Source organism: Sphingomonas sp. (assembly GCF_003248515.1).
Taxonomy (GTDB): Bacteria; Pseudomonadota; Alphaproteobacteria; order Sphingomonadales; family Sphingomonadaceae; genus Sphingomonas_I.
Map to the genome: position 1 here is coordinate 33,377 of NZ_QFOB01000002.1, position 16,080 is coordinate 49,456.

Here is a 16,080-nt window from a genome sequence, read left to right on the forward strand (position 1 = left end):
TTAAACGGTCCCTGCCAGCGCGCTCACGACGCGCGCCAGCCCCACGGAATTGGATCCCTTGACGAGTATTGCGTCGCCGACACCGATCAGCCCCCGGGCCGTGGTCGCCGCGGCGGCGGCGTCGGCCACATGCGCGAAATCGATCCGTCCCTCAAGCGCGTCCGCAAGCGGGGCCATCTCCGATCCGACGAGCAGCGCGAAATCGACGTTGGCGGCGGCGATCGGATCGGCCAGCGCGGCATGCTCGCGCGCTTCCGCCGGGCCAAGCTCCCGCATCGATCCCAGGATGGCGATCCGCCGCGCGGCCTTTTCCTGCCCCAGAACGGCGAGAGTCGCCCGCATCGAGGCCGGATTGGCATTATAGGCCTCGTCGATCAGCAGCGCCTCGCCCTCCGGCAGCGGCACGGGCAGGCGCCGGCCGCGACCCGCCAGCCCCGGCAGTTCGGCAAGGGCGAGGCCCGCCGCCGTGAGATCCCCGCCCACGGCCTCCACCGCGGCGAGGATGGCGAGCGCATTCGATACCCAGTGATCGCCGGGCTGGGAAAGGGTGAAGGTCAGCTCGGCATCGCGCAGCCGCGTCACGATCAGCGTGCCCGCCGGCTGGCCGATCGATTCACGGGCCCAGACATCGGCCGCCTTGTCGCGCCCGAAGGTGACGATTTCCGACGCGAAAGGCCGCGCGGCCGCGATCAGGCGATCGCGATGCGGGCTATCATAAGGGATGATCGCGGTGCCGTGCGGCTCCAGCCCCTCGAAAATCTCTCCCTTGGCGTCCGCGATCGCGCTTTCGTCGGCGAAGAAGGCGCCATGGGCGAGCGCCACCGCCGTGACGATCGCGACATGCGGGCGGACGAGCCGGGTGAGCTGCGAAAGCTCGCCGGCATGGTTCATCCCCATCTCGAAGATGCCATAGTGCGTGCGCTGCGGCATGCGCGCGAGGCTGAGCGGCACGCCGACATGATTGTTGTAGCTTTTCAGGCTGCGGTGCGCGCGGCCCGGCGACGAGCGATCGAGCGCCGCGAACAGGGCTTCCTTCACGCTCGTCTTGCCGACCGATCCCGTTACACCGATCACGCGCCCCATCATCCGCGCGCGCGAGGCGGCGCCCAGAGCATCCAGCGCGCGTGCCGTATCGGCCACGCGGACATGGGGGCCTTCGACAGGCTCGGAAACCAGCGCGCCCGCCGCACCCTGCGCGAAGGCCTGCGCCACGAAACGATGGCCGTCGGTCGCCTCGCCCTTCAGGGCCACGAACAGATCGCCCGGCCCCACCTCGCGGCTATCGAAGGCGACGCCGGTGATGGCGAAATCGGCGGAAGCCGCGCCGCCGGTGGCGGCGGCGATGGCCGCGGATGTCCAGCGGGTCATCGTTGGACCTCTGCGCACGCAGGCCGTGCTTCGACGGGCTCGGGGAAAATGGAAAGGAAGGCCCCCTTCGCGCCGGGCGAAGTCGAAAGACTGGCCTCAAGCGGAACGCTCAGCCCGCACATTCGCGCGCCACCTGCACATCATCGAAGGGAAGCACGCGATCTCCCACGATCTGGCCCTGCTCGTGGCCCTTGCCGGCGAGCAGCACGATATCGTCCGCCCCCGCCTCCGCGATGGCGGCGGCGATGGCCGTGCGCCGATCGCCGATCTCGATCGCATCTGGCGCGCCGGCCATCACATCACGGCGGATGGCGGCGGGATCCTCGGTGCGGGGGTTGTCGTCGGTGACGATCACATGATCGCCGAAGCGCGCGGCGATGGCCGCCATCTGCGGGCGCTTGCCCTTGTCGCGATCGCCGCCCGCACCGAACAGCACGATCAGCCGGCCGGCGACATGGGGGCGCAGCGCCGCGATCGCCGCCTCCAGCCCGTCCGGCGTATGCGCATAATCGACATAGATGGGGGCGCCCGCCTTGCTGATCGCCGCGCGCTCCAGCCGGCCACGCACCGGCTGGACGCGGCCGAGCGCCCCCAGCGTAGCCTTCAGATCACCGCCCGTGGCCCAGACCAGCCCCGCCGCCGTCAGCGCATTGGCCGCCTGATAGGCACCAATCAGAGGCAGCTTCACGATATGGGTGGCGCCTTCCGCCTCGATCGTCAGCGTCTGGCCGAGCTGGGTGGGCTCGCGCTTCACCAGCCGCAGCCCATCGCCCGCCGCGCCGACGCCCAGCACCCGAATACCGCGTTCGGCCGCGATTTCGGCAACGCGCGGCGCATGGGCATCGTCCATCCAGATAACGGCCGTGCCACCCGGCACGATCACCTCGGAGAAGAGGCGCAGCTTGGCCTCCAGATAGGCCTCCATCGTGCCGTGATAATCGAGATGATCGCGGCTGAGATTGGTGAAGGCGCCCGCCATCACGGGCAGGCCTTCCGTCCGGAACTGGGAGAGGCCGTGGCTGGATGCCTCGAACGCGACGTGGCTCACGCCTTCGCGCCGGAGCCCGGCGACATTCGACAGGAAAGTGACGATGTCCGGCGTGGTGAGGCCGGTCGACACGCTTTCATCGGACGTGGTGACGCCGAGCGTGCCGATCGAGGCGGCGTGAAAGCCCGCCATCCGCCAGAGCTGGCGGGCCAGCTCCACCGTGGATGTCTTGCCGTTCGTGCCGGTGACGGCGACGACCGTATCGGGGAAAGGCGCGAAGAATTTCGCAGCGGCGCGCGCGAAGGCGCGGCGGGGCTCCGCCTCGGCGATATGGATCGCGCCCTCCACGATCGCCTCGGGCCGCGCCACGACGGCGACGGCACCCGCGGCGATGGCGGCGGGGATATAATCCTCGCCATTCTGCACCACGCCGCGAAAGGCGCCGAAGACGGTGCCCGGCGCCACCTTGCGGCTGTCGATCGCAAAGCCGGTGACGCGGGCGTCGGCGCCAGGCTGCGATCCGATCAGAAGCCCGTCGAACAGCTCATTCATACGCATTCTTGCCGGGCACCTTCTTCTCGAGGATCAGCGGCATCAGATCGGACACGTCGATATCGCGGTTCAACTCCGGCCGCACGCCGAGCAGGGGGCCGACGCGACGAATCACCCTTTTGGCAAGCGGAGCCGTCATCCAGCCCGCCGTCTTGAAGCCATAGGTGCTCTGCACACCCGGCGCCGCCTTGATCGCCTTGGCATCGTCCATCACCACCACCACCACATAGCGCGGATCTTCCATCGGGAAGGCGCCCGAAAAGGTGGTGACGTTGGCATTCTTCACATAGCGGCCGTTCACGACCTTTTCGGCCGTGCCGGTCTTGCCACCGACGCGCAGGCCCGGCGCATCGGCATTGGTGCCGGTGCCCTGGAGCACGACGAGGCGCATGAGCTGGCGGATCCGCGCGCTCGTCGCTTCCGAGATCACGCGCTTGCCGGGGATCGCCTCACCCGGCTTGCGCTTCACCAGCGTGGCCGGATGGAAGACGCCGCCATTGGCGATCGCGGCATAGGCCTGCGCCAGATGCAGCGGCGTCACCGCAATGCCATGACCGAAGGCGGTCGTCATGATCGTGGAACGGCCCCAATCGCGCGGGAGGATCGGCGCGCCGCGCTCGCGCAGTTCGATGCTGGTGCGATCGAAGAAGCCCAGTTCGCGGAAGAAGGCCTTGATCCGGTCCTCCCCGATCAGCTCCGCGATCTTGGCCGTGCCGATATTGGACGAGAAGGTCATCACCTCGGGCGTGGTGATCGCGCGGTGCATCGGCTCGTCATCGTGGATCTGGTGGCCGCCGATCATGATCGGGTGCGTCACATCCCACGTCTGGCGGAAATCGCTGAGCACGCCATGCTCGATCGCGTTGGCGAAGGTGAGCATCTTGAAGGTCGAGCCCAGCTCGAATGCAGACTGGGTCACCTTATTGGCCATATCGGCATTGCTGTAGTGGGCGTGCGAATTGGGATTGATGTCCGGCAGCGAGGCAAGCGCCATCACTTCGCCGGTGCGCATGTCGAGGATCACGCCCGCGCCACCGGCGGCGGACGTCTCCGCGATGCGGCGCGCAATCTCGCTCTCCAGCGCGGCCTGCACGCGCGTGTCGATCGAAAGCTGGACGGTTTCGCCGGCCGAAAGCTGCTTGTCGAAGAAGCGCTCCACGCCGATGCCGGTCAGCTCTTCCTTGCCCTTGGCATCGGCCACCATCTGCGAATAGCCGAGCAGATGGCCGGCCAGTGCAGCCTGCGGATAGAGGCGCTCGGGCACACGCAATTCCATGATCGCCGGCTCACCCAGCGCGTGGACGCGGGCGACGAGCGCTGGGACAGCCTCTTCCTTCAGATAGACGAACTTCTTCTTCGAGAAGAGGATACGCCGATAGTCGGCCTCGCTCTTTTCCGGGATGAGTGCCGCCAGATCGCGCGCGAGCTGATTCTTGTCGCCCAGCACGGTCTGCGGATTGATCGCGATCGACCATGCCTTGATCGTCGTCGCCAGCGGGACGCCATTGCGATCGACGATATCGGCGCGGGCGGAAACGGGCGCGGAGACGCGCGCGCTCTCCCCGTCCCCGAAGATCGCGAACTGCATCAGCCGGAGCGCCACCGCCAGCGTCACCAGCATGAACAGCATCATCACCACCATCAGGCGGAAATGCGATTGCTGGAGGCGGGCGGGCGCGGATGTGGGCTCGGGCGCGCGGAACAGCGGCCGATGCACGGTTTCGGTTCGGATCGTGGTCTGTACGTTCACCGATCGGCCGGGGCGCGAGCGGGCTTGGCGCTCTTCTTCTCGGCGGCGATGAGCTTGCCGAGATCAGACGGCAGCAGGCTGGCCGTCAGCGTGGCCGGCGCGGCCTTGCCTACCTTGGCGGCCACCTTGGCTTCCACCCTGGCGGCGGCAGCCGGAACGGCCCTGGCCGCGACGGTCACGGGCCTTGCCGCGTCGGGCTTCGCCTTCGGCGCTGCGGCCACCTTCTTTTCGACGGCCTTCGGCGCCGGAGCGGGCGCCGCCACCTTCGGCGCCGGGGCGTCGGCCGCCCTTGTCGGAACGGGAGTGGCCGCATCGGCATCGAGATCCAGCGCGAACGGCTTGGTGTGCACCACGCTCGCTTTCAGGATCGCACTGTCGGGCACCTCGAGCACGGCCGGCTTCGGGCGCACGAAGGTGGCGGTGCGAAGCAGCGGCTGCGCTGTGGATACGGGCGCGGGCGCCACATCGGCCGGAGCGGACGGCTGCGGAGCGCCACCCTCATAGGAGACGTTGCGCACAGCGCCCTTCGACGCGACGATCGCGGGATCCAGATCCAGCCCCTTGCCGCCGGCAAGGCTGGCAAGCTGCACCTCATCGGCCACGAACTGGCCCGGGGCGGGCGCCTGGAGGGCCAGCACCTCGGTATTCCAGCGCTCGATCTGGCCCATGCGGCCGCGCGCCGCGATTTCCGTGTTCAGGCGGCGAATGTCGCTGCCCGCAGACGCGATCTCGCGATCGACGCGGGCGAGTGCTGCCCGCTCCGTCGCCACCGACTGGGAGGCGAGATAACAGCAGAGGGCGGCGGCGGCACAGCCGGCAACCCAGCCGATCGAGCGAAAACGCTGCGCGATCATGAGGAAAGACCTTTCGGGGCCCAGGCACTGGCCTCCGTGCGCCGGGCGACGCGCAGGGTGGCGGAACGCGAACGAGGATTGCGGGCAAGCTCCGCCTCGCCGGCCTTCACCGGCTTGGCGACCGCCTCGAAGCTGGGCGCCGCACCCGCCTCTGCGGCGGGGCGGTGGCGCGAACCGGCGGGCGTGGCGCCCGAGCGCTCCTTGAGGAAGCGCTTCACGATGCGATCCTCAAGCGAATGGAAGGAAACGATCGCGAGGCGGCCGCCCGGCTTCAGCACGCGTTCGGCGGCGGCCAGCCCGTCCTCCAGCTCCTCCAGCTCGCGATTGAGGTGGATGCGGATCGCCTGGAAGGTGCGGGTGGCGGGGTCCTTCTTGTCATGTTCGCGATAGCCGAGCGCCTTGCGGACGATCCCGGCCAGCTGCGCCGTGGTCTCGATCGGGCGCGCGGCGACGATCGCGCGGGCCACGCGGCGCGACTGGCGCTCCTCGCCCAGCGTGAACAGCACGTCCGCGATCTCGGCCTCGTCCGCCTCGTTCACGAAATCGGCGGCCGACATGCCCGCCTGGCTCATCCGCATGTCGAGCGGGCCATCGGCCTGGAAGGAGAAGCCACGCTCGGCGCGATCCAGCTGCATCGAGGAGACGCCGATATCCAGCGTCACGCCATCCACCGCCTCGCAGCCCAGATCGGCGAGCACGCCGCGCATTTCCGAAAAACGCTCCGGCACCAGCGTCAGGCGACCCGTCGCCTCGGCCACGAGCGGCTGCCCCTCCGCGATCGCATCCGGATCGCGATCGAAGGCGATCACGCGCGCGCCCGATGCGAGCAGGGCGCGCGTATAGCCGCCCGCGCCGAACGTGCCGTCGACATGCGTCTCGCCCTCGGCCGGAGCGAGGCCGGCGATCACTTCGTCCAGCAGGACGGGCGCGTGGCGCGGATCGACAAAGGGGCCGGGCGCGATCATCCGCGCTGCCCCAGATAATAATCGATCATGCGCACCAGCATGGGATCGTCGGCCAGAGCCTCGCGCGCCTTCAGCGGATTCCAGATCTCGAAATAGGTGTCGACGCCCAGGAACAGCGCCGTATCGCCAATGCCCGCCTCGCTGCGCAGCCAGGGCGGCAGCACCATGCGACCGGCGCCATCATAGCCGACCGGCATGAGCGTGGAGACTTCGGAGCGCTTGGCACGCGTGAGCGCCTCGCGCCGTTCGCGCGCGGGCAGATCGGCGAAGCCTTCGGTGATCTCCTCCATCAGCTGGCGCGTGCCGACCGCATCATAAGCGCGCAGGCGATCGCCATCGGCGTGCATGCCGATCATCAGCTCTGTGGCGCGCACCTCGTCACCCGCAATCCCGTAGGTGCGGATGCGAAGGTCGACGGTCGATCGAAAGGATGACGGGACCGACACCCTGCCCTTCGCGTCCACCGCGTTCAGCGCATGGCTGAGAAAGGCATGGTCAATCTGCACTATGGCCCCTGTCCGAGCAGGCAGGGGGCCCTGATCCCCTGCCTTACCCCCGGGCGGAGGGCGCGGACAGGCGCCTTCCTTCCCTGGGATGATCGGGGAGTATCATGGGATCCTTATGGTTTTCAATACCGCTGGATGGATTTCTATGGTGAGTAAATCCCGCTCACAGCTTTGGAGGATTCATAAAATCCCGTTGTTTTACAATTTTTTACGACAGAAAAAGCCTGTGGATAAAGCTGTGTGGACAAAAATGACGAGCGCCCGCCCGTGGTTTTTCGTGGGATCGGATGGCACGCGGCCTTCCTGATCGCGGGCGAGATCACTGTGCCGGGGCGGGCTTGGCCGGATCGGGCTTGGCGACAACAGGAGCGGCCGGCTGCGGATTGCCGGGGACGACGCCCAGTTGCGCGAGCGGCTCGCTGGGGGTCGTCACATTCTCGGCCAGAACAGGCGCCCCGGCGCCGCCCTCCGAGCTTCCCGTCATGCGCAGGAATGCCGTCGCCAGCATTACCAGCAGGAAGACGAAGGCGAGCCCCGTCAGGCCGACGCGGACGCGCTGCACATTCTGTTCCAACAAAGGCGGGGATCGGCCATTCCAGCAAGATAATGCGCCGAACCGGGCTTGTGAACCGTCGAGGTGAACAGCTGAGGCGAACCGTCCAGCCCGCTTTTCAGGGATTGGCGCTTTTTCGCCCGAAAACCGGGAAATGACTGATGCAACGTCATTTTAACCAGAACACGCCTAGGCGTGTGGCGGGTTCGGGAGAGATTTTATCGCCACCATTGCGGCAAATCTGGTCGAAGTGGTTCGCGCAGGCCTTCGTCCGCGCGAGGCCCGGATTCGCGTCTGCGCACCCGCCCGGATGCTTTCCGAGGGCAGGTGGAGCGATATCACGATCCTCAACATGTCTTCACGCGGGCTGATGGCCCGCACCGGATCGGTCCCGAAGGCGCGGTCCTATGTGGAAATCCGGCGCGGGAAGCAGATCGTGATCGTCGGCAAGGTGGTGTGGCACGACGCGCAGCATTTCGGCATCCAGACGCAGGATCGCATCAGCATCGGGATGATCGAGGACGGCACGGCCGCCGATGGCGCCGAACCCCACGACCCCGCGGTGGAACGCCGCGCCCAGCCCCGCGCATCGGACCCGGCCGAAGCGTTCGAGAGAAACAGGCAGCGGGCGGCGATCTTCCAATTCTCGCTCGTCGTGGCCGGCGGCGCGGCCGGCGCGCTCCTGATCGCGAATATGGTGATGAAGGTTCTGGGCACGCCCTTTGCGACGATCGCGAGCCACTTGGCGTAGCCCCCCCCCCCAAAGCGGCCGGCGGGAATCGACGTTAGCGCCCCCCCTTCCCGGCAGGCAGGGGGAGGCACGCCCGCAAATACAGCGAAACCCGTCTTTCCGTTCGGGCCAGCTCAGATGCGGCCAGCCACATCCCGCGCCTTCGGCCCGTTCAACCCTGAGGAACGGCGACGCATCCCGCCCCGTTCAGCGCGTCAGCCAATCCGGCGCGGGCAGGTTCTTCGCGGCCAGCCACGCCGGATTGAACAAGGTGGAGAGGTAGCGCATCCCGCTGTCGCACAGGATCGTCACGATCGTCTTGCCGGGGCCGAGATCACGGGCCAGCGCCACCGCGCCCGCCACGTTGATGCCGGAGGACAGGCCGACGCACAGCCCCTCCTCCCGCAGCAGCGAGAAGAGCCAGGAAAGCCCCGCCTCATCGGAGATGCGATATTGCGTATCGACCGGCGCGCTTTCCAGATTGGCGGTGATGCGGCTCTGGCCGATCCCTTCTGCCACCGAATTGCCTTCGGCGCGCAACTCGCCATGCGCATAATATTCGTAGAGCGAGGCGCCGTGCGGATCGGTCAGCGCAATCGTCACGTCCGGGCTATATTCCTTGAGGCCCAGCCCCACGCCGGCCAGCGTGCCCCCCGTCCCGACCGCGCAGGTGAAGCCATCGATCCGCCCGTTGGTCTGCGCCCAGATTTCGGGCGCGGTGCTGCGGATATGGGCCATGCGGTTCGCGATATTGTCGAACTGGTTGGACCAGAGGGCGTTGGGCGTCTCCTCCGCGATCCGGCGCGACGTGTGCACATAATGGGCCGGGTTCGAATAGCTAGTGGGCGGCACCTCGACGAGTTCGGCGCCCAGCGCGCGCAGCGTATCCTTCTTTTCCTGGCTCTGCGTTTCCGGGATCACGATGATCGTGCGATAGCCCTTGGCCGCACCGATCAGAGCCAGACCGATGCCGGTATTGCCGGCCGTGCCTTCCACAATCGTGCCGCCGGGCGCCAGCTGGCCGCGTGCTTCGGCATCCTCGATGATATATTTGGCAGCACGATCCTTCACGGAGCCGCCCGGATTCATGAACTCGCACTTGGCGAGGATCTCGCACCCGGTCTCCTCACTGGCGCGGCGAAGCCGCACGAGCGGGGTATTGCCGACAAGTTCGGTGACATGCTGGGCTGGGCTGGTCATCGGTCAAAGCAGATAGCAGAGGCACCGCCCCCGGCAAGAAGCCTCAGCTTCATCATCGAAAACTCCTCCTTTCGTCGCGCATCCGGCATGTTTTCATCGCATTCGCAGCAAAAATGTTGCGTTTGCGTGATAGGCGACTTGACGATCGTTGCGCGCCTCGCAAAGAGGGCCATCTATGCGCAAGATCGTCCTCGCCCCCCTCGCCCTTTCCTTCATTCTCGCCGCCTGCGGCCAGCCCGAGACCATCACGGCCGGCGGCCCGAGCGATCCCGATGCGGAAAAGATCAAGGCCGCGCCGCCGGTGAAGCTGCCGCCCGCCATGCTGGCGAGCACGACCTATCGGTGCAAGGACAATACGGTCGTCTCGGTCGACTGGTTCAACGACGGCACGACCGCGAACATCAAGCCGAAGAAGGATGCCTCGCCCATCTCGCTGACCGCGCCGGCCCCCGGCCAGCCCTATGTGGGCAGCGATTATGAGGTGACCGGCACTGCCGACGCCAAGCAGATCACGGTCAAGGCTCCCGGCGGCAGCGCCCAGGCCTGCGACGCCTGATCCTTCCGGACAGATGAAAACCACGAGGGCGGGGAGCGATCCCCGCCCTTTCTTTTTGGCGCGTCTTTCTGGCTCACTACGGGACGAGCGACGTGCCCGGCCCGATGGACACTCTTGATCCCACGCCGTCCCACCGGGATAATCCTCGCCTCGACTCCGTTCGTCCATGCCGTTTCGTAGGGGAGCGCGCTCATGATGGGTCAGATCCGTTCGCAACTGTTTCGCGGCCTGCTTCCCGCGCTGGCCGCCTTTCTTCCGGCCGCCCCGCCGGCGGAGGCAACGGCATTCGGCACGATCCGCTTCGATCAGCCGAGCGGCACGGTGGAGCCGGGCGACAGCATAGAATTGAAGGTGACCTTCACGCTGGATGCCAATTCGGCGGCGATCATCATCAAGAATGGCGCGCTCATATCGGGCGGCTTTACCGATGCCGAGCTGCTCGCGAACGGCATCGATCCGTCTCGGGTCATCACGCAGGAACTGGGCCTCACCTATTCGTGCAACGGCGAGACATTCGGCTTCTGCGCGTTCAAGCCCTACCGGTTCGAATCCCCGCCCTATCAGGGCCCCACCTATTTCCCGCCGACCGATTTCACGCTGAACCCCGGAGAATCGATCACGGCGCTGGTGGGCACCTATATTCCCTATCCCGCCCCCATCGCGCCCGGCGTCTATACGCTCTATGATATCGGGGTGCTCGTGGCGGCGAGCGGCTACATCTCCTCGGGCGGCGGCCACCCCGTTTACACATATCTCCTGACATCCTCGATCGCGAACACCTGCCCCGATCAATCGGCCGACTGCGCCTTCACGCGCACCGTGGCTAGCGACACATCGCCCGTGCCCGAGCCCGCGAACTGGGCCGCGATGACGCTTGGCTTCGGCGCGCTGGGGCTGAGGTTGCGCCGCCGCCGGGCAATCCGGGTAACGACGCGCTCCGCCTGATCCGCCTTCGTCGCCGCGAATCTGCGTTTCGATCGCGCCGGCGCGGCCATTCCCGCTGACAAGGGCGCGCGCCTCCGCTATCGGCCACGCCCATGAGCAGCGCCGCCCCCGCCATCACGCCCGAAATCGTCGCCGAGCACGGCCTTTCCCCGGAAGAATATGAGCGCGTGCTGGGCGCGCTGGGGCGCGAGCCCAATCTGGTGGAACTGGGCATCTTCTCGGTCATGTGGTCCGAGCATTGCAGCTACAAATCGAGCCGCCTTCACCTGAAGAAGCTGCCCACCACCGGCCCGCAGGTGATTTGCGGCCCGGGCGAGAATGCCGGCGTCGTCGATATCGGCGACGGGCAGGCCGCCATCTTCAAGATGGAGAGCCACAATCACCCGAGCTACATCGAGCCCTATCAGGGCGCTGCCACGGGCGTGGGCGGCATCTTGCGCGACGTGTTCACGATGGGCGCGCGCCCGATCGCGAACCTGAATGCGTTGCGCTTCGGCAGGCCCGATCATCCCAAGATGCGCCATCTGATCGCGGGCGTGGTTCACGGCATTGGCGGCTACGGCAATTGCGTGGGCGTGCCCACCGTGGGCGGCGAGGTGAATTTCCACCCCGCTTACGATGGCAATATCCTCGTCAACGCGATGACGGTGGGCATCGCCGAGACGGACAAGATCTTCTATTCGGCCGCCTCCGGCGTGGGCAATCCGATCGTGTATGTCGGCTCCAAGACGGGCCGTGACGGCATCCACGGCGCGACCATGGCCTCGGCCGATTTCGGCGAGGATTCGGACGAGAAGCGCCCAACGGTGCAGGTGGGCGACCCCTTCACCGAGAAGCTGCTGATCGAGGCGTGCCTGGAACTGATGGCCTCCGACGCGATCGTCGCCATCCAGGACATGGGCGCGGCGGGCCTCACCTCCTCCTCCGTCGAGATGGCATCGAAGGGCGGCGTCGGCATCCGCCTTATCATGGACGACGTGCCCCAGCGCGAAACGGCCATGACCCCCTATGAGATGATGCTGTCGGAAAGCCAGGAGCGGATGCTCATGGTGCTGAAGCCCGGCCGCGAGGATTTCGCCAAGGCGATCTTCGAGAAGTGGGAACTCGATTTCGCCGTGATCGGCACCGTCACGGAAACCGGCCGGATGGAGCTCGTCTGGAAGGGCGAAACGGTGTGCGACATTCCGCTCGGCCCGCTGGCGGACGAAGCCCCGCTCTACGATCGCCCGCATGTGCCGACGCCCGCCCCCGCGCCGCTCGCCAACATTCCCGAATGCGGCGACGTCGCGGCCGATCTGCTGAAGCTGATGGGTTCGCCCGATATCGCCTCCCGCCGCTGGATCTGGGAGCAATATGATACGCAGGTGGGCGGCGACACCGTGCAGCGCCCCGGCGGCGATGCGGCGGTCGTTCGCGTCCACGGCACGGGCAAGGCGCTAGCGATGACGACCGACTGCACGCCGCGTTATTGCTTCGCCGATCCCGCGATGGGCGGCCGGCAGGCGGTGGCGGAAGCCTGGCGCAACCTGACGGCGGTGGGCGCCACCCCGCTCGCCATCACCAACTGCCTGAATTTCGCCAACCCGCAGCGCCCGGAGATCATGGGCCAGATCGTGGGCGCGCTGGAAGGCATGAGCGATGCCTGCCGTGCGCTGGATTTCCCGATCGTCTCAGGCAACGTCTCGCTCTACAACGAGAGCAAGGCCACCGGTGGCGGCTCCGCCATCCTGCCCACGCCAGCGATCGGCGCGATCGGCCTGCTCAAGGACTGGACGCGATCGGTGGGGATCGGTTTCCGCAATCCGGGCGACGTGATCCTGCTGGTCGGCGCGCGCAGGGGCGAACTGGGTCAGTCGCTATGGCTGCGCGAACTGCATGGCCGCGAGGAGGGCGCACCGCCCGCCGTGGACCTCGCGACGGAACGCAAGACGGGCGATTATGTGCGCAACGGCATCGAGCAGGGCTGGATCAGCGCGTGCCATGACGTGGCCGATGGCGGCCTGGCCGTGGCGCTGGCGGAGATGGCGCTGGCCGGCAATATCGGCGCATTGATCGATGGGGCGGCCCCCTTCGGCTTGGCCGGCTCCTTCTTCGCCGAGGATCAGGGCCTGTATGTGGTCACGGTCGACGATCATGCCCTGCTGGGCTTCCTCGCCGGGGCGAAAGCCGCCGGGATCGAGGCCGAGCCGATCGGCCGGACCACGGCGGGCCGCCGCCTGATCTTCGAGCTGGAATGCGGGGATTATTGCGTGGGGATGGATGCGCTGCGCACCGCGCATGAAGGCTTCTTCCCCAGGCTGATGGGCGCGGACGCCACGCTCGCCTGAGCAAAAAAAGGCCGGACCGCGTGGGCGATCCGGCCGTGCGACACAAGATGGGGCGACACAAGATGGGGCAGCCCGAAGCGGGCCACCCCTCTGTGATCGTCAGGGCTTTGCAGGCTCGGCCGCGCCCGGAGTGCCGGTGGGCGCACCGGACACCATCGGCGGCACATTCGAGGGTGCGCCCTTGGCCGGAGCACCGAAGCCGTTCTGGTAGCTGATCTTCGCGCCGGCCTTCAGCGCCTCGATCTGCTTGGTCAGCAGTTCGCCGAACTTCTCCTGGCGCCACGCATTGACCGCGGCCGGCTTCGCCTTCGCCTCGTCCACCGGCAGCGGGCGGCGCGAGAGGATGACGTTCACGGTGATGAAGCCCGGCTGCGGGATCACGAACGGCTCGCCCTGGGGCAGGCTGTCGATCTTCTTCATGATGTCGGTCGGCACGCTGCCCGTATCCAGGCCCACCTGCGAACGTTCGAACTTGATGCCCATGCCTGTGAGCGTCTGGCCCACGGCATCCAGCGTGTGATCCTTTTCCAGCGTCTTCAGCTTCTGGAGATCGGGCTGCGTCGGGAAGCGGATCTGATCCAGCGAGAGCTGCTGCCGCTGGCCGAACACATTGGCGTGCTGCGCCATGAAGTTCGAAATGTCGATGGTGCTGGGCACGGGAACAGCCGTCAGCTGCTGTTTGGCATAAAGCTGGACGAGGAGCAGTTCGTCCGCGCGGCGCTTCTGCGTCTGATATTCGGGCGTCTTGTCGATGCCCTTCTCCGTCGCGGCATCCACGAGCAGCTTGCGCTCGATGATCCGCTGGAGCAGCTCGCGCTGCACCGTCTTCTTGTCCGCCGATGCCGGAATGTTCGACGCCTGCAATTCGGCGTTGATCTCCTGGAGCGTGACTTCCTTGCCGTTGACGACAGCGGCGACCTGGCCGGAAGGCGCATCCTTGCTGCACCCCGTAATGGCCGCCGTCGTCGCAAGCAGCCCGCCAACCGCGATGACCTTAATGTTCCTCAACTCATACATTCCTTTTTCTAGGATGCCTTTTCCGGAATCGAGACGATGCCCCCCGGCCCGATCGGGATGACGATACAGCATCAGGCGACGCCCGAACCCAATAACTGGCGGCGCCCGAGGGGGCCGACCGTATCGAGCATGGCGCGCGCGAAGGTTTCCAGAGCGACGCGCGCGGGCGCGACCTGATCGACGAGGGTGGAGAGACGGACGAGCAGGCCATCCGGCACCGATCCCTTGAGATTGCTCTCCATGATGGCGATGCGCTGGCTGGTCCAGCTCGTGGGCAGGTCGTCCGCGATGCGCGTCCAGTACATCACCTGTTCCACGCGGGTATCGCCCGTGGCGGTGAATGCCCGCACGGGAATCTCCCGCCCACCGCCGATGGCCAAGGTTTCCGTCCTCGTCCGGCTCAAGCGGAAGCCGCTGGCGGGATAGCAGATTTCGGGCCGATGCACCTGGAGCATGCCGCCCTGGCTGCTGCCATAGGCCATGACGAGCATGATCGGCGGATGCTTCTCGCTCACATAGGCCCGCGTTACCTGTTGATCGTAGAGCAGCCGCGCCAGATCATCCGGTGGCGGCAGGACGATCCCGCTCGCCATCTCGAAGCGCCAGTCACCGATCACATCGGGGGCCAGTTTCTCCAGCCTGCCGGTCGGTATGCTCGCCAGGCGGCGGCGCGGCATCCGCGCATAGGTAGTCCCGGCCACGGCGAGGCAGGCGCCCCCGATCAGCAGATCGCGGCGCGACGGCACGAAGGATGGCTTGGCCGGGGGCTGATCGCTCGCGTCCATATCGCTCATGCCTCCCCCGTCCGCGAGAGCCGGCGGCGGATCGGGCTCGCCAGCGTATCGATCGCGAAGATACCGAGAAGCGCCACGGTGAACATGGTCATGCCGGCAAATCCGTGAAGGAAGCCCTGCGCCGCCGCATCGCCGAAGAAATAGGTGATGAGGATCAGCAGCAGCACGCGCACGAAATTGGCGAGGATCGCCACGGGCACGATCGCCACCATCAGCACAACCGCATAGCGCCAGTTCGCATTGTGGCGGATGTAGATGTAAAACAGGCCGATCGCCGACAGGCTGATGATCGAATTCAGCCCCGCGCAGGCCGCCGCGACGAGAATGTCATACTGATCCACCTGGATGATCACGCCGGTGCGCGATACCGACATGCCGAACATGCTGAGCAGGTTCACCGCCTCCCGCGAGATGCCGAGCTTCAGAGGCTGGGTGACGGCGGCCACGAGCGAATCGGGTGGCGGAAACAGGAAAGCGAAATAGAGGATGGGGAACCACAGCACGCGCATCGCGCGCAGCCCGATGCAGGCATAGGTGATCGTCACCGTCACCGCATAAAGGGCGAAGCCTTCCATCTCGATCGTGCCGCTGATCCGGCCGAGCGCATAGATGGTCAGCGTGACGAACAGGCCGAGCGCCACCAACGCCGGCGATCCGGGACGGGCGAGCGGCAGGAACGCGGGCCGCATGCGCAGCACCAGCCATATGCCGGTGGCCAGCACGACCGGGCCGTGCGCGCCCTGCTCCGTCGACCACGTATCCCGCGCGACGGACAGCAGGGTGGGAATGATGAGCGCGGCCAGCCCCAGCAGCAGCAGCCAGTGTTCGGCGGCGAAAGCACCGATACGCGCGCCATTGCCCGACGCTGCGGGCCGTGTCGCCACCGCGGAAATATCAGACATGTCGCGGCTCATCCTGCCGGCGGGCTCCGTCGGTCATGAAGGATCACATGCCATGAATTCGACGACCACCATC

Annotated in this window: 15 protein-coding genes; 4 read left to right on the forward strand and 11 right to left on the reverse strand. The window is 66.8% G+C overall.

Annotated features, from left to right (window positions below):
• From murF to DI605_RS03300, 7 genes are all read right to left on the reverse strand, one after another.
• Positions 1–1,368: a UDP-N-acetylmuramoyl-tripeptide--D-alanyl-D-alanine ligase gene (gene murF / locus DI605_RS03270; RefSeq protein WP_293968981.1), complete on the reverse strand. Its 1,368-nt coding sequence runs from the start codon at positions 1,366–1,368 to the stop codon at positions 1–3.
• A gap of 109 nt (positions 1,369–1,477) precedes the next feature.
• Positions 1,478–2,914, reverse strand: coding sequence for a UDP-N-acetylmuramoyl-L-alanyl-D-glutamate--2,6-diaminopimelate ligase (locus DI605_RS03275; RefSeq protein WP_293968984.1), 1,437 nt, complete (start codon positions 2,912–2,914; stop codon positions 1,478–1,480).
• Positions 2,901–4,658 (reverse strand): penicillin-binding protein 2, encoded by a 1,758-nt coding sequence (locus DI605_RS03280; protein ID WP_293968987.1) that lies wholly within the window; start codon positions 4,656–4,658, stop codon positions 2,901–2,903. Before DI605_RS03280 ends, DI605_RS03275 begins: the two co-directional genes overlap by 14 nt.
• Positions 4,655–5,512, reverse strand: a complete 858-nt coding sequence (locus DI605_RS03285) for a hypothetical protein (protein WP_293968990.1) — start codon at positions 5,510–5,512, stop codon at positions 4,655–4,657. Before DI605_RS03285 ends, DI605_RS03280 begins: the two co-directional genes overlap by 4 nt.
• Positions 5,509–6,477, reverse strand: coding sequence for a 16S rRNA (cytosine(1402)-N(4))-methyltransferase RsmH (gene rsmH / locus DI605_RS03290; RefSeq protein ID WP_293968993.1), 969 nt, complete (start codon positions 6,475–6,477; stop codon positions 5,509–5,511). Before rsmH ends, DI605_RS03285 begins: the two co-directional genes overlap by 4 nt.
• A complete protein-coding gene (locus DI605_RS03295) occupies positions 6,474–6,983 on the reverse strand; it encodes a hypothetical protein (RefSeq protein ID WP_293968996.1) in 510 nt (169 codons plus the stop codon). The genes rsmH and DI605_RS03295 overlap by 4 nt, the downstream gene beginning before the upstream one ends.
• A 319-nt stretch (positions 6,984–7,302) precedes the next feature.
• Positions 7,303–7,545, reverse strand: a complete 243-nt coding sequence (locus DI605_RS03300; RefSeq protein WP_293968999.1) for a hypothetical protein — start codon at positions 7,543–7,545, stop codon at positions 7,303–7,305.
• Between the two features lie 241 nt (positions 7,546–7,786).
• Here DI605_RS03300 and DI605_RS21480 point away from each other — a divergent pair, with 241 nt between their 5' ends.
• Positions 7,787–8,287, forward strand: coding sequence for a PilZ domain-containing protein (locus DI605_RS21480; protein WP_367120026.1), 501 nt, complete (start codon positions 7,787–7,789; stop codon positions 8,285–8,287).
• 186 nt (positions 8,288–8,473) lie between these two features.
• On the opposite strand, the gene DI605_RS03310 is transcribed toward DI605_RS21480, so the two are convergent.
• Positions 8,474–9,466 carry a cysteine synthase A gene (locus DI605_RS03310; RefSeq protein WP_293969004.1) on the reverse strand — a complete coding sequence of 331 codons (993 nt, stop codon included), beginning with the start codon at positions 9,464–9,466 and terminating at the stop codon, positions 8,474–8,476.
• 175 nt (positions 9,467–9,641) lie between these two features.
• Between DI605_RS03310 and DI605_RS03315 the strand changes: the two genes are divergently transcribed.
• The 3 genes from DI605_RS03315 to purL all read left to right on the forward strand — a co-directional run bounded on the left by DI605_RS03315 (position 9,642) and on the right by purL (position 13,294).
• A complete protein-coding gene (locus tag DI605_RS03315; protein ID WP_293969007.1) occupies positions 9,642–10,022 on the forward strand; it encodes a hypothetical protein in 381 nt (126 codons plus the stop codon).
• A 192-nt stretch (positions 10,023–10,214) separates the two neighbouring features.
• Positions 10,215–10,967 (forward strand): PEP-CTERM sorting domain-containing protein, encoded by a 753-nt coding sequence (locus DI605_RS03320; protein WP_293969010.1) that lies wholly within the window; start codon positions 10,215–10,217, stop codon positions 10,965–10,967.
• A 92-nt stretch (positions 10,968–11,059) separates the two neighbouring features.
• A complete protein-coding gene (gene purL, locus DI605_RS03325; RefSeq protein ID WP_293969013.1) occupies positions 11,060–13,294 on the forward strand; it encodes a phosphoribosylformylglycinamidine synthase subunit PurL in 2,235 nt (744 codons plus the stop codon).
• Between the two features lie 99 nt (positions 13,295–13,393).
• On the opposite strand, the gene DI605_RS03330 is transcribed toward purL, so the two are convergent.
• From DI605_RS03330 to xrtV, 3 genes are all read right to left on the reverse strand, one after another.
• On the reverse strand, positions 13,394–14,302 hold the full coding sequence (locus DI605_RS03330; protein ID WP_293969016.1) for an EpsD family peptidyl-prolyl cis-trans isomerase: 909 nt from the start codon (positions 14,300–14,302) through the stop codon (positions 13,394–13,396).
• An 80-nt stretch (positions 14,303–14,382) separates the two neighbouring features.
• Positions 14,383–15,105 (reverse strand): exosortase-associated protein EpsI, V-type, encoded by a 723-nt coding sequence (epsI, locus tag DI605_RS03335; protein WP_293969019.1) that lies wholly within the window; start codon positions 15,103–15,105, stop codon positions 14,383–14,385.
• The gene (xrtV, locus tag DI605_RS03340; RefSeq protein WP_293969022.1) at positions 15,102–16,007 is read right to left on the reverse strand and encodes an exosortase V; all 906 of its coding nucleotides are present in this window, start codon (positions 16,005–16,007) and stop codon (positions 15,102–15,104) included. Before xrtV ends, epsI begins: the two co-directional genes overlap by 4 nt.
• Positions 16,008–16,080 lie beyond the last annotated feature (73 nt).

Excerpts from the sequence above, each read along its gene's own strand:
- murF (WP_293968981.1), bottom strand. The coding sequence starts at position 1,368 with ATGACCCGCTGGACATCCGCGGCCATCGCCGCCGCCACCGGCGGCGCG.
- purL (WP_293969013.1), top strand. The coding sequence starts at position 11,060 with ATGAGCAGCGCCGCCCCCGCCATCACGCCCGAAATCGTCGCCGAGCAC.
- epsI (WP_293969019.1), bottom strand. The coding sequence starts at position 15,105 with ATGAGCGATATGGACGCGAGCGATCAGCCCCCGGCCAAGCCATCCTTC.
- xrtV (WP_293969022.1), bottom strand. The coding sequence starts at position 16,007 with ATGTCTGATATTTCCGCGGTGGCGACACGGCCCGCAGCGTCGGGCAAT.
- DI605_RS03315 (WP_293969007.1), top strand. The coding sequence starts at position 9,642 with ATGCGCAAGATCGTCCTCGCCCCCCTCGCCCTTTCCTTCATTCTCGCC.
- DI605_RS03275 (WP_293968984.1), bottom strand. The coding sequence starts at position 2,914 with ATGCGTATGAATGAGCTGTTCGACGGGCTTCTGATCGGATCGCAGCCT.
- DI605_RS03285 (WP_293968990.1), bottom strand. The coding sequence starts at position 5,512 with ATGATCGCGCAGCGTTTTCGCTCGATCGGCTGGGTTGCCGGCTGTGCC.
- DI605_RS03320 (WP_293969010.1), top strand. The coding sequence starts at position 10,215 with ATGATGGGTCAGATCCGTTCGCAACTGTTTCGCGGCCTGCTTCCCGCG.
- DI605_RS03310 (WP_293969004.1), bottom strand. The coding sequence starts at position 9,466 with ATGACCAGCCCAGCCCAGCATGTCACCGAACTTGTCGGCAATACCCCG.
- rsmH (WP_293968993.1), bottom strand. The coding sequence starts at position 6,477 with ATGATCGCGCCCGGCCCCTTTGTCGATCCGCGCCACGCGCCCGTCCTG.